Origin of the sequence: Affinundibacterium fentianense (assembly GCF_018139545.1) — a bacterium.
In the GTDB taxonomy this organism is placed as follows: domain Bacteria; phylum Pseudomonadota; class Gammaproteobacteria; order Burkholderiales; family Burkholderiaceae_D; genus Undibacterium; species Undibacterium fentianense.
In genome coordinates, this window is sequence record NZ_JAGSPJ010000005.1 from 319594 (window position 1) to 333225 (window position 13632).

Consider the following 13632-nt stretch of genomic DNA (forward strand, 5'->3'; position numbering starts at 1 on the left):
CTTAGATCTTGGTTTTGCGACCAACGTGGGGAAAAATGAGCTTGCTATTGTGAGGGATAGGACGTGAGATATTGATTTCTTTATCCATACCAGGCGTCGCTGTGACAAGTGATTTAAGTTAACTGCTTATACATTACCAAAGCAGAGACGAAACCTAAGCGAGGATGTTGGAAGGCACGGGGTATTTCGCCGACGATTTCAAAACCCATCTTCTGCCAAAGGCGAACGGCCTCTGTATTCGTCGATACCACGAAATTGAACTGCATGGCGAGGTAGCCGAGGTCTCGGGCAAGCATTTGCGAGTGCTCGCACATGATGCTTGCAATGCCTCTCCCACGTGCTGACGCAGACACCATATAGCCGCAATTGCAGATATGGGAACCGCCGCCACTCTGATTGGTTTTGATGTAGTAACTGCCGAGAATTTTTCCGTCTTCGACGACAACGAAGGTTTTCCTTGGCGCCGTCATCCAGAGCGCTTGAGCGTCTTCTTTGCAGATATCTGGCGGGTACGTATAGGTTTCACCAGCAGAAACAATCTCCTGAAAGAAGGGCCAAATTTGTTCAAAATCGGCAGTTTCTGCTTGGCGGATTTCTCGCATAGTCGAAGGGAATTTGCAGGGACGGATGCATAGTATGCCGCACAAGCTACCGTCTGTGTCAGGCGAGTTTGGTGAAATTGTATTCGCCTAGTTGATACTCGTCTTAAAACTACGGATTGCCTTTTGTGAGTTGGTGTCTTTGCCGGTCGGGCGTGTGCTGTAATATTCAATGTTTACCTGACGAATGCCTGGCGTATTTGTCAGGATTGCGCCTGCTACCGATTCAATTTTTTTAAACTCGGACTCTTCGTTTGCACCATAAATTAAGATATACACGGTGTCAGAGATTTGCCGGCTGATACGATAAATTTTGGTATGGCTATTTGACGCTTTGTCGCTGCTCTTGAAGTGGTTGTCAGTCGCGATATCTAATTGCATGCCAATCGACTCGGCGATTTTTTCTTCACGGGAATTTACAGACGGATGACTAGAGCGGGTCTTTGACCAATAAAAGCCTGCACCGATCGTCACAAGTAGGCACAAGAGAATCAATTTTTTCATTGTCTTTATATTTTTTAATAAAAATACATCTTATCTTTTTAATTTTAAAAAGACAATTTGAAATCGCGACTGATGATAAGTGTGGTGAGAAAAAAGAACCTAGAAGCAAGCAAGAGCTCACATCGCGTTCGTGGTGCTGAACACAGTTGAAGTGTCCCACCAAAATGGCGGATCACAGTCAACTGTATACAGCTATTGCGTAATCACTCAAAAATGTGAGCGAGAAGTCCAAAGAGGATGGGTAAAAAAACCGAGAGTACCTTACGTACGCACTGTTTACTTTCTCCCTTACTTCCGTGATTCCAAAATTTCATTCCACTTCGCGACCAGTTCAGCTTGCGAAGACAAGAGTGCAGTGGTATCGCCTTCAATCGTCACTTTTTCCATGACGTCGCCGCGCGCGATGCTATTTACAACTTTTTGATCTTCAGCGCTAGCAACCAAACCAAATACGGTGTGTTTGCCATTCAAGTGAGGCGTTGGACCGTGAGTAATAAAAAACTGACTACCATTTGTGCCTGGACCCGCGTTTGCCATCGATAAAATACCGGCCCGATCGTGACGCAGCTCGCTCGTGCACTCATCTTTGAAGCGATAGCCCGGACCGCCCATTCCAGTGCCATCTGGGCAGCCACCTTGAATCATAAAATCGCTAATCACGCGATGAAAATTCAATCCATCGTAGTAGCCATGTTGAATGAGATTGACAAAGCTGGCACAGGTAATAGGGGTTTGTTCAGCAAATAAATTTAGGTTGATAGTACCTTTGTTGGTTTGCATGATGACTTTGAGTTGTGACATAGGAGATCCTTTGCGGTCTGATGAACTTCTTTTGAGAACTGCAAAAATGGGCGGCTTAGGCCCAATTCAGCGCTAACCGATATTTTACCAGTTCGAACCACTTTGAACGGAGATGGTGCGGTTTGGGACGCTGTAGATATGCATCTCATCTATTCATGCACGGTGTACTGGCAATCCACATCTTTGCTAAAATGCACAACGAAGCTGGCTTATCCAAGCTAGGATGGTGATAGATGCTCCCAAAAAGACAGTGCAACATGTTTGCACGCACCAGTCGCATAAGGTTTTCGAACATTTGAATGGGTCAAAGTTCGGTCTGAGTTTCGATTATTTTGGGTGATCTAAGGTATGCATTTTTTTGAATTAAACCATCCTCAGCGCGTCGCGCTGGCGACGGAGATCCATTCACGTCCCTTTTTACGCTTACAGGCGCCTGAGCTTGTCTCTCATTTAGCTGTCTACAGCGAGCGTCAAAATGCGCCAGACATTTCTTTGCATGAGCAGCAGTATGTTTTGCTGAAGAATTTATGCCAACATCTGGGTGTGAGTCCGCCCGACCAAGAGGCCAAATACTACTATGTGGATACGTCAGTATTTCGTTTGAAATGGGAATGCCATACTGAGTTTGCTACCTACACTTTTGCGCAAACACAGAGCCGCGCTGATTCACTGGAGCAAAGCTTGATGCACATGCCGAGCACACGTATTCCCCAAGCGTGGCTGCATCAATTGCAGGGTAAAGTCTTGGTTGCTGCCCACCTGATATTAGATAATCGATCAATTTCTGCTGAGGATTATTTCAAAGAAGTACAGCAAGTTTTCCAAGGAAATCCACTAGCCGGTAGTCGTGTCATGCAGGGTGGTGAGTTTTGGTCCGATTTCGTTGTTCATGCCGATGGATTCTCGCGGTTTGTTATCCGTGATGTTGGAATGCGCTCACAGCAGGCTGGCCGTCTCGCGCAAAGAATTCTAGAAATCGAGACGTATCGAATGATGGCGCTGTTGGGCCTACCTCATGCCCAAAAAGCAGCACCAGAATTGAATACCATCGAAGCGCAACTGGTTGATCTCGCGAGCGCAATGGTGGCTGGCGATCGACCGTGGGAAATTCAGACAGAACAGGATGCTGGCGATGCGGAACGCATTTTATTAGAAGACATTACCCATTTGGCGGCTCGTATTGAAAAACTTGCCTTGGAAAATAATTACCGCTTTGCTGCCTCGAAAGCGTATTTCGGATTGGTTCACGCACGGATTGATGAACTACGTGAACAACGCATTGAGGGATTGCCTATGGTTGCGGAATTTATGGAGCGACGCCTGACTCCAGCGATGAACACCTGCGATGCTGTCGCCAATCGACAAGAGAGTTTGGCTGGTCGTATCGCTCACTCGAACGATTTACTACGTACGCGGGTTGGCATAGTGCAAGAACGACAAAATAGGCAGATTTTACAATCGATGAATATTCGAGCAGCCCAACAGCTCCACTTGCAGCAAGCGGTAGAAGGTTTGTCGGTCGCGGCGATTTCTTATTATGTGATTGGACTTTGGGGGTATGTTGCCAAGGCCGCAAAAGAAGTGGGTTGGCTTGCCCATACTGAGAGCGTGATTGGAGTTGCGGTGCCGGTCGTACTTGGTCTTGTTTGGATCGGTTTGCGAAAATTGCATCGTGCGCTGCCACATCAAAAAATGAGCTAAACGCAATCATCTGGTGTTTTTGTTTGCGAATCACAAAAGCCTTGATGCAACGCAAATCTCTGCTGCGATAACTTTACGCAGCGACGGCATCAGACTAGAATCAATCAGGAATTTTATCCTCACTCACTAGGAGTCAGCGCATTGCTAGCCGCCTATATTACCCACACAGATTGCCAGAAGCACGATATGGGCAATCAACATCCTGAGTGTCCAGAACGATTGGGCGCAGTGAATGATCAGTTGTTGATCAAAGGATTACTTGATTACATGGATCAACTCGATGCTCCTTTGGCGACGCGTGAACAATTGGCGCGTGCCCACAGTGAATTTTATTTGGACGAGTTTGCCGAAATCGCGCAGTCTGTGCCAGACGGAGGACACCGACAAATTGATCCCGATACCAATATCAATGAGTTTTCTTATCAAGCCGCTTTGCGCGCTGCTGGCGCGGCTGTGTTGGCAACGAATTTAGTCGCAGCGGGTCAAGCACCGGTTGCTTTCTGTAATATCCGTCCACCAGGGCATCATGCTGAACGGAGCAATGCTGGTGGATTTTGTTTTTTCAATAATGTTGTGGTCGGTATTCGTCATGCCCTGGCGCAACATGGGATGGAACGGGTCGCATTAATTGACTTTGACGTGCATCATGGAAATGGTAGTGAAGATATTTTATTTGATGATCAACGGGTACTTATGTGCTCGATTTTTGAAAAAAATCTGTATCCATTTTGTGGTGACGTGCCGATGGGTGCCAATATGATTAATGTGGGCTTACCTAGTCGCTCGGGTAGTGAAGCCTTTCGGCAGGCTGTGATGGATGCGTGGTTGCCCGCGTTGGAAAAATTTCAACCGCAAATGATCTTCATTTCTGCTGGTTTTGATGGACATCGCGAAGATGATATGGGTAATTTGGCTTTGGTGGAGTCTGATTACGAATGGGTCACAAAGCAACTAGTGCAGATCGCACAAAAGTACTGCCAAGGTCGTATCGTTTCTTGCCTGGAAGGTGGCTATGATCTGTCTTCGCTTGGTCGCAGTGCAACTGCACATGTGCGAGTTCTGATCGGTGCGGATTGACACCGCCATTTGTTGTAAAGGCTGCTTCAGGGTTTGGCTTATCGAATCCAAATGATTTTTCTAGAATGAGAAGAAAATGAATAAACATTATCTCAGTTCCTTGTTTTCACCGCGCTCTATCGTCGTGTTCGCTGGTGATCGAAGCGCGATAGAAACACAAACGCCGGTGACTCGGGTATTTCTACAGCATCTCGAAAACAAAGAGTTCCAAGGTAGTGTGACGTATTTGGATAGCCGCGTGAAGGGGACCTTGGCTGAGCTTGCCAATTCGCGAGCTGACTTGGCGATTCTGGCTTTACCAAACGAAGAGTTGAGTGCTGCGCTCGAAGTGGTGGGGCGGATACAGTGTCGAGCTGCATTGATACTCTCGATCGGCGTTGATGCAGTGCAGGCGAAGAACTTGCACAAGATTGCGAAACAACATGGTATCTCGCTGCTAGGTCCGAACAGTTTGGGATTCCAGCGACCCAAGGCGCATTTGAACGCGAGCGCACTGGGTAAGCTAGCGCAGCCCGGCTCACTGGCCGTCGTGTCGCAATCAGGGGCGATTACAAGCTCGATCCTGGATTGGGCAGCGAAAAATGGCGTCGGCTTTTCAGCTGTCGCTTCGTTGGGCGTTAACACGGCCGTCGATCTAGCCCAAGTGTTAGATTTTTTGGCAGATGATGCGGCAACACAAACCATCGTTGTTTATATTGAAGGTATTAAGAATGCGCGTCGGTTTATGAGCTCCTTGCGCGCTGCAGCCAACTCGAAACCCGTCATCGTTTTGAAATCAGGTCGAAAACCCGATGGCTCGAAAGCCGCCCTAACGCATTCAGGAAATATCGTCGGAAGTGATGCTATTTTTGATGCGGCTTTGCAGCGAGCGGGCGCAGTTCGTGTTCATTCTATGGTGCAGTTGTTCGCTGCAGCCAAATGTTTATCAGCGCGGTATTTACCGGTTGGACGGCGCTTGGCGATTATTTCTAATGGCGGTGGACCTGCAGTGTTGGCAGCAGATTTCTTGAATGAGGTCGAATTGGAGTTGGCGCGTTTACCAAACGAGGTAACGAAAGACCTGTATAAGAAGGTTTCTCCTTTTGCTGCATTGGAAGAGTTGATTGATTTGTCGCAGGCAGCCGATGCCGAACATTATCGTGCCGCGGTAACCGCTTGCGCGCATTGCAACGAAGTCGATGGGATTTTAGTGATATTGTCACCAATCGCTGGTGTAGACACGGGCGCAATTGCACAGGTTTTGGCTGATCTGCAGGCTACTGTCGGCAAACCATTGATTAGCTGTTGGATGGGTGACGAAAAAGTGACGGCTGCCAGAACCATCTTGTTTAAAGCCGGTATCCCGAGTTTTAGAACACCGGAGGCTGCTGTTGATGCATTTAATCATGTATCCCTATTTCATCGCAATCAACAACTCTTGCGCCAAGTTCCACCGCCACTATCGCAATTGGCGAAACCCGATTTAGAGGGGGCGCGGATCTTAATTGAAAGCGTACTAGCTGAACGCCGTAAAGTTCTTACCGAGATGGAATCGAAAGCGCTCCTTTCGGCATTCCATATCCCTGTCACCAAGACCATGTTGGCTCGAAGTTCTACTGAGGCCATGCTCGTCGCCAACCAATTGGGCTACCCAGTCGCATTAAAAATTGACTCGGCAGATATTTCTCACAAATCAGATGTGCAGGGTGTATTACTCAATGTCGCGAATGCAACCGGCGTTAGAGATGGCTGGCAAGACATGCTGCAAAGAGTGAGTCAATTGCGGCCAGATGCCAAAATAAATGGGGTGACCGTACAAAATATGTCGGGCAAACCTGAGGGGCGTGAACTATTTATTGGCGTTTCAACCGATGAATTATTTGGCCCCGTCATCTCTTTTGGCGCCGGCGGTGTGATGATTGAATTAATCGCAGATCGCGCGATTGAGTTACCACCCCTTAATCAGTTTTTAGCGCATCGTTTAATTGATCGCGTGCGTTGTGCAGAAATGCTCGGGGCATGGCGCGGCATGCCTCCGGTCCATCGTGATGCGCTCGAGCAAATTTTGCTGCGGGTTTCAGAGATGGTCTGTGCTTTGCCACAATTGCGTGAGATGGATATCAACCCACTCATCGTCGATCATTCTGGCGCTTTAGCCGTGGACGCACGCGTAGTGGTGGATCATTCACCAGCAGAACCAGGAAATTACGAGCATCTGGCAATTTCACCTTATCCGTCAGATAGAGAGACAGAATGGCCGCTCCGCGATGGTCGTATGTACGTGTTACGGCCTTTGCATCCCCATGATGCTGAAATGTTGCAAGATTTGGTACGTCGACTATCGCCTGAGAGTCGCTATTTCCGTTTCGTTTCTTCGATGCGTGAATTGTCCGACAGGATGTTGGCAAAATTCACCTTGATTGACTATGACCGTGAAATGGCTTTGGTTGCGATTCATAGCGAGCGGCATCCGCAATCCGACGGAAGTTTTCTTGAAACGGAACGGATCATCGGTGTTTCCCGATATGTGACGAATCCGGATAAAAGCACTTGTGAATTTTCTCTGCTGATTGCCGATGACTTCGCCGGACAAGGTTTAGGTACCCGGTTGATGCAATCGATTATCGAAGTCGCTCGTAGTCGCGGTCTTGCGTATATCGAGGGCTTGGTTCTGACCAATAACTCAAATATGTTGAAATTGATGCGAAGTTTGGAATTTGATATCCGTTCCTATCCTGAAGATCCGGATTTCCGCCTATGTGTTAAAGCATTGTAGATTGGTGCTTATTCCAATCCTCGCGAGAGGAACGGCGTGGTAGTGCACGCCAGATAGGACATTTGTTGTCGAATTAGGTCTTTATTTGCTTCGACGCCAGTTTTACACACGTTTGTTCCTTTCTTTGCGTGCATAGTAGTTGCGAATGTATTCAGGACGTACCAAAGCTTGAAAATAGTTGGGTATCCATGGCCTCGCGGACAGCATAAAACTCATTCTGAATTTTTCTTCAAATGGTAAGTTCGCATCTAAACGATGCTGGTCTGAAATATCCCGTGCTAGTTGCATTAAGCGTGTCAAAAATATAGCGCTGGATTGTTTTGAAAGCATGACGCTCACAAATTGCATCATGTCATTTTTGCCGTCAAAATTGGAATCAAGATAATCCGCAAAGGATTCGCGTCGGTGAAAGTTTTGGATAGGGCCATTCGGAATCCATCTAAACGTTCTCGATAATAAGAGTTTAATTCGATTGTTTGGCATTAATTCGATGATTCCTAAATGATCGAGTCTCACTAAATAAGCGATGACCTCGGTTTCACTCATTGCATAGATCTCGATAATTTGGTGGAGGCTGAGATAGTTCATCGCCGACACTGCGACAATAAATTTCTTTGGGTCGCTGATCAGTTCTTCTTCTTGCTCATAGGTGAGTTCATCAATTAAGGATTCTTCATAACTGCGTGAAGTGAGGTCGTGCAAATTGATTTGCGCGGCATCCAAGATTTGATCTAAACGTTGCAGGCTGAGATTCTTGGATGCAAACATGCGTTTGATACTCGACTCAGAAATACCGATTTTGCTTGCTAATTCTTGGTAAGTGATACGTCGTGCTTTTAATTCACGTTTTAATACGTCGATCAGAGAGGAAGCTTTTGTCATCGTATTATCTTTGAGTTAGGAAAGTAGCGAAAAATGATACAGCAAGGTACGAAATCTGCAACTTTTAGATTCGCGCTTGTCGAAAAATGCTACTTCGCTCGATAATGCCGCACCATTTTTTGTTGGCTCAATGTGGTCTTTGTTTAGGTTTATTGAGCGAGCAAACTAGACAGGTAAATTATTGACAAGATAATCAAAAGAAAACTAGATCAATAGTAGGTGAGAGGTGACAAAGATGGCAATTGAAACGATAACACTAGGTGGTGGTCGATTTTGGGATCTCGACGCTGTGTATCGGCAAATTCGTGGTGTGAAATCCGTGATCGCTGGATATTCTGGTGGTCATTTGGATTATCCGACCTATGAAGACGTCTGTAGTGGAGACTCTGGTCATGCGGAAGTCGTACGGATAGAGTTTGATACAGAAGTCCTTGATTTTGAGAATATCTTGGAAGTATTTTTTAAGGTTCATGATGCATTTGCCTTCATGCCTAGTACGGAATACTTGCATTCACCGCATCGTTCAGTGATCTTTTGCCATAGCCAAGATCAAAAAGATCAGGCTCAACTCATGGTGAGAAATCTCGTACGTTGCGCTCCAGCGCGAGCCGTTCTGCTAACGCAAATTAAATCCTGCACCGTGTTTTTTTCCGCCGAACCGGAGCATCAGAATTTCTATAAAATGCATAGAAATGATCCTTATTGCAGAGAATTTATTTTGCCAAAAATAGGCATTTCTCGAGGCGTGTTTAACAAGCGCCTTGCGGCTTAGGTCATTAAAAAAGGGTTTCGACTGAAACCCTTTTTCTTATGGTTGCAGACGTGAGATAGTCCAACTGCCGTCAGATTGTCGGCGATATGCAATGCGGTCATGCAATCGAGAGCTTCTTCCTTGCCAGAACTCAATGAAATCTGGAACGAGACGATATCCACCCCAATGTTCTGGGCGTGGCGGTTGATCTCCAAACTGTTGTACGACTTGCGCCAATTGATCTTCTAGTAGTTGGCGATTTGCAATCACCTGACTTTGTTTTGATGCGCAGGCACTTTGACGACTTCCCAACGGTCGACTATGAAAATAAGTATCGTTGTCTGCATCAGAAATTTTTTCAATCCGCCCTTCAATTCGTACTTGACGCTCCAAAGCAGTCCAAAAGAAGAGCAGTGCTGCTTGCGGATTTTGAGCGAGTTCTTGACCCTTTCGGCTGTCATAATTGGTAAACCAAGAAAAGCCGCGCTGGTCAAATTCTTTGATTAAGACGATTCTCGATGAGGGTTGACCTTGAGCGTTCACTGTCGACAGACACATCGCATTGGCTTCCGCAACCTCGGCCTTGAGTGCTTGCTCAAACCAATGCGAAAACTGTTGTATCGGATCGTGTGCGACGTCACTCTCTGCAAGGCTGGCAAGCTGGTAATCTTTTCTTAAATTGGCAATAGACATAGTGGAGTTCTGTAATAGTGAAATGTCAGGGATGGTAATCTAAATTCGTCAAATATTCGCGCGGAAATGTCGTGTCAAGGCGCGACGATTCCGCGCCGATGTTGCATCGCGAGGCCGAGAGTGTGCATTTGTTGCGCATTTAAGATGCGCATCGCCATGGGCGCAATTTGACTTTCTTCAATTTGCATGTGATCTTGATACAGCGAATTGAATGCGCTGATCTTTTCGCGTTCTAGCGAGCCTGTATTGCCCTCTGCGATCGCGCTGAGTTGTTGTGCTAAATCCTGCCACTGTAATGCCATTATTTCGTGTTGGTGAAGAATTTTCGGTAACACGGACTCTAAGATCTGCGCGTCCTCAGCTTGTGCTGTCTTTTGCAGTACGGGTAAGAGGTCGATTTCCTCATCATCATGATGCAGTGGTGCGGCGCTTTGGAAATAGCGCAAGATACCGACGGCAGCCTTTTGCGCTTCAATATCTGCGCCATTTTTTTCTAGATGCGATGGTAAGCGTTCTAAGGTGGCGAGTTGCTTGCGGATGCGATCATGGCAATGTTTAAGAACAGCCAGAGGTTGGTCAAATCCTGGAGCACTAGCAAATAAGATATCCATGCAATTTCACCTAATAGTTAATCAATTTAGACGGTTTTCGTCATGCTTCTGGGAGGGGTAATCGAATCCTCGAATCGTAAGGTACGGTAGCATCATGTGGAAGATTCCAGTGCTTACCTAAAAGATTCCCTTATTTTAACGAATTGTGCCCTGTGTGCGTGAGTTTGCCTTGCGTCATATCAAGATCCTGGTACTTCGGAAGCCCTAAGAATGTAAAATAGTGGTCTTTAGTTTGTTTTTTACTCGACGAAAATATTGGCATCCATGCACGCTACAACTACGTTTGACGATGAGATTGATTTTGACCGACGCTTTGGTGGGATTGCCCGCCTGTATGGGGAACAAGGCTTACAGCGCTTTCGACAAGCCCATATTGGCGTGATTGGTGTTGGTGGCGTGGGGTCTTGGGTCGTCGAAGCATTGGCTCGCAGCGCAGTTGGGCGTATTACGATGATTGACCTCGACAATGTTGCGGAGTCGAATATTAATCGTCAAATACAAGCGACGAGTGAAAGTTTGGGAAAAGCGAAAGTGACGGCGCTTGCTGAACGCATTGCGATAATCAATCCTTTCTGCAAAGTGCAAGCGATTGAAGAATTCATTGAGCCCGAAAATCTCGATGAAATGATAGGAACGCAAGGCTTTGACTACGTTATTGACGCAATTGACAGTGTTAAGGCAAAAACTGCTTTGATTGCTTATTGTCGTGAACATCAAATTCCGTTGATTACGATTGGTGCTGCTGGTGGGCAGACCGATCCGTGCAAAATCGAGATTCGTGATTTGGCACGAACAGAGCAAGAACCCTTACTTGCTTTGGTGCGTAAACGTTTGCGCCAGAATTTTGGTTTTCCGAGGGGAAGTAAAAGTAAATTCGGAATCGATGCAGTATTTTCGATGGAAGTTTTGACGATGCCAGAGACCGCTGAGCGCTGCGAGATCGATCCAGTTCAGGGAATCTCAGGATTGAATTGTGCTGGTTTCGGCTCGTCGGTCGTTGTGACAGCATCGTTCGGATTGGCCGCTGCCGCGCATGTGCTACGTAAATTGGCTTTTTCTTAACTATCTGTTTTTGTTACGTTTGTTTCCATTATGATAGTCGAGCGCGGCGTGACTAGCTTCGGAAGTCTGACATTGACTTGCAATCCTTGTTCGTGGTGATTGCAGACCTGAATCGTGCCGCCCATTAAATCGGTGATGATGCTGTGGGTGACCGTCAGACCAAGGCCGATACCATTGAGCCCGAGTTGTTTGCTAAAAAAAGGCTCAAATATTCTTTGAAGATTTTCTTCCGCGATACCTAAACCATTGTCACGTACGTCGATTTGAATCTGGTCTCCCTTTTCATATAATTTGAATTCGAGTCGTGGTTCCTGCACGTGATGTAAGCCGTGTCGAACAGCATTGTCGATTAATTGGTCTAGGACTTGAAAGAGGGCATTGGGATAGCCTACGTGCATGATCGATGTGGCAAGTTGAATCTGGGTTTCAATTCCCATTGCCTCAAATCGTCTGCTCCAATCGCGCAATAGATGTTCACAGCGTTTTGACAGATCAAATTCTCTCAACTCCTCTTGGTGTTGCTCGATGGCGAGGGCTCGAAAACGTTGTACCAATTCGCTCGCGGTTAGTAGTGCTCGATTCAGTAGTGCGTTTCCTTCTAGCATCGCTTCGATTGTATGGCGCAATTTACTGCGACTTATCGACGTGCCGTTTAGATCCTCGATCAAACTTTGGGCGTGAAATTCCAAGGTGCTGGCCGCAATTGTTGCATTTCCCAATGGGGTATTCATTTCATGCGCGATTCCCACGACTAAACGACCTAGTGCCAATTGTTTCTCTTGGCGCATGACGACGCTCAATGCCCGTTCCAATTCCTTGGTTCGTTGTCGTACTTGTTCCTCTAGATTGTTGTGGGCACTGAGTAGTGCTTGCTCGGTTTGTAAACGAATCGACGCCTCTTGTTGAAGTTGAATTAAGGTTTGGCTTAATTCGGTATTGCGACGCGCTAGGGAGGCTTCCAACCTATGCCCTTGTTGGCTCAGTTCTTGGTTCTGATGTTGTAGGGTCGGAACAGCCATGACATCTTCTAATGTCTCTCCCAGTGTCTTAGACAAGAGACAACGACGCTGTTGGTGTAGAGCCATTAATTGTTCCGCAGCGTGCAGAGCTTGTTCAAAATGCTCCCATTTTTTTCCTAAACTAACTATTTTTTTGAGTACCGCATCGCGGACGGGCGCGGTGCGTATATCGAGTAATTGTAGCTCTTGCTCTAGTGCTAATAATGCTTTCCAACCTTTGTCAAATTCGGCACTTTGACAGAGGAGCAGTGCTTCACAATAGCGTATCCAATATGACCAGCTAATATTGATATGCTCTGCCTGCTTTTGCATGCCTTCGATTTGTAAGAGATGTTCGGCGGTTTCTTGTCTCAGCCCAAGTGATGCACTCAGTATTGCGATATTGGTGTGCGCAATTAGGATGAATTTTTCTATACGTGCCGCCTGCGCTATCGTTAAACATTCTTGATGGAGTTTGAGCGCACTGATCCAAGCATTACGTGCTGCAATCCCTTCAGCTTCATTTCCTAAAAAGTAGTAGGCGGATGCACTTGATCTGAGCAAATTGCACAGCGCAACATCATCTAATAGTGTGCGGTTTTGTAGGAGAACTTCACTCATCTCTATGATTTCGCGATACATTTCGCAATGAATCATCACCAAACATCGGCTGACGCGCATGCTCATCGCATCTTTAGTCCGCCCGCAGTGTTCAAACGTTTCCGCCGCCATCGCAGTACTATGTAGCGCTGCATAATGTAATTGCAATTGAATTTGTATTGCTTGCATCGCTTCCCAAATCCAGGCACGCGCCAATGAATTGCCCATGGCTTGGGCTAATTCATGGAGACTCATTGCTCGTTGAAGAAGTGCTGTATGATTGGAAATTCCCGAATGCGCATTCGGGTAGAGCATTAAAATTTCGAGAAAAAGAGCATGGTCGGGGCTCAGATTTTGCGCAGCGATGTGCGGCAATAAGGCTTGAAATTCATTGAATTGGCCACCCAGACACAGACCCCGACCTTGTTCTAAGAGGGAATCGAGGTCAGATCGATGTAAAGCAGCTTGATCTTTAGATTGAAGGATCACTGAGTGCGCCTGAAACAAAGAAATTGCGTTCAGGATACTCCAAAATTAGTGACGCGCTATTCGTCCGACTTGCAATTCCAATTTCTGTGGCTTTTTCAGGACAGCCTCG

The 13632-nt window shown here is 46.6% G+C and carries 12 protein-coding genes; 5 read left to right on the forward strand and 7 right to left on the reverse strand.

Features of this window, described 5'->3' with window-relative positions:
* Positions 1-113: 113 nt before the first annotated feature.
* The 3 genes from KDM90_RS13260 to KDM90_RS13270 form a co-directional block, all read right to left on the reverse strand.
* Positions 114-602: a GNAT family N-acetyltransferase gene (locus tag KDM90_RS13260; protein ID WP_212676087.1), complete on the reverse strand. Its 489-nt coding sequence runs from the start codon at positions 600-602 to the stop codon at positions 114-116.
* A gap of 87 nt (positions 603-689) precedes the next feature.
* Positions 690-1103 (reverse strand): hypothetical protein, encoded by a 414-nt coding sequence (locus tag KDM90_RS13265; protein WP_212676088.1) that lies wholly within the window; start codon positions 1101-1103, stop codon positions 690-692.
* A 288-nt stretch (positions 1104-1391) separates the two neighbouring features.
* Positions 1392-1904, reverse strand: a complete 513-nt coding sequence (locus KDM90_RS13270; RefSeq protein ID WP_212676089.1) for a peptidylprolyl isomerase — start codon at positions 1902-1904, stop codon at positions 1392-1394.
* 348 nt (positions 1905-2252) lie between these two features.
* Here KDM90_RS13270 and KDM90_RS13275 point away from each other — a divergent pair, with 348 nt between their 5' ends.
* From KDM90_RS13275 to KDM90_RS13285, 3 genes are all read left to right on the forward strand, one after another.
* Complete coding sequence (locus KDM90_RS13275) at positions 2253-3605, forward strand: DUF3422 family protein (protein WP_212676090.1); 1353 nt, start codon at positions 2253-2255, stop codon at positions 3603-3605.
* Between the two features lie 141 nt (positions 3606-3746).
* Entirely contained in the window at positions 3747-4682 is a 936-nt protein-coding gene (locus tag KDM90_RS13280) for a histone deacetylase family protein (RefSeq protein ID WP_212676091.1), read from the forward strand.
* A gap of 76 nt (positions 4683-4758) precedes the next feature.
* Complete coding sequence (locus KDM90_RS13285; protein ID WP_212676092.1) at positions 4759-7437, forward strand: bifunctional acetate--CoA ligase family protein/GNAT family N-acetyltransferase; 2679 nt, start codon at positions 4759-4761, stop codon at positions 7435-7437.
* A gap of 102 nt (positions 7438-7539) precedes the next feature.
* On the opposite strand, the gene KDM90_RS13290 is transcribed toward KDM90_RS13285, so the two are convergent.
* Positions 7540-8319, reverse strand: a complete 780-nt coding sequence (locus tag KDM90_RS13290) for a helix-turn-helix domain-containing protein (RefSeq protein WP_212676093.1) — start codon at positions 8317-8319, stop codon at positions 7540-7542.
* 235 nt (positions 8320-8554) lie between these two features.
* Here KDM90_RS13290 and msrA point away from each other — a divergent pair, with 235 nt between their 5' ends.
* Complete coding sequence (msrA, locus tag KDM90_RS13295) at positions 8555-9091, forward strand: peptide-methionine (S)-S-oxide reductase MsrA (RefSeq protein ID WP_212676094.1); 537 nt, start codon at positions 8555-8557, stop codon at positions 9089-9091.
* Positions 9092-9127: 36 nt separating this feature from the next.
* Here the strand turns inward: msrA and pdxH are convergent, their stop codons facing one another.
* Positions 9128-9763: a pyridoxamine 5'-phosphate oxidase gene (gene pdxH / locus KDM90_RS13300; protein ID WP_212676095.1), complete on the reverse strand. Its 636-nt coding sequence runs from the start codon at positions 9761-9763 to the stop codon at positions 9128-9130.
* A 74-nt stretch (positions 9764-9837) separates the two neighbouring features.
* Positions 9838-10374, reverse strand: coding sequence for a hemerythrin domain-containing protein (locus KDM90_RS13305; RefSeq protein ID WP_212676096.1), 537 nt, complete (start codon positions 10372-10374; stop codon positions 9838-9840).
* A gap of 264 nt (positions 10375-10638) precedes the next feature.
* On the opposite strand from KDM90_RS13305, the gene tcdA reads away from it, so the two are divergent.
* Positions 10639-11436, forward strand: a complete 798-nt coding sequence (tcdA, locus tag KDM90_RS13310) for a tRNA cyclic N6-threonylcarbamoyladenosine(37) synthase TcdA (protein WP_212676097.1) — start codon at positions 10639-10641, stop codon at positions 11434-11436.
* On the opposite strand, the gene KDM90_RS18355 is transcribed toward tcdA, so the two are convergent.
* Positions 11433-13523 carry a sensor histidine kinase gene (locus tag KDM90_RS18355; RefSeq protein ID WP_212676098.1) on the reverse strand — a complete coding sequence of 697 codons (2091 nt, stop codon included), beginning with the start codon at positions 13521-13523 and terminating at the stop codon, positions 11433-11435. The genes tcdA and KDM90_RS18355 overlap by 4 nt on opposite strands.
* Positions 13524-13632: the final 109 nt, after the last annotated feature.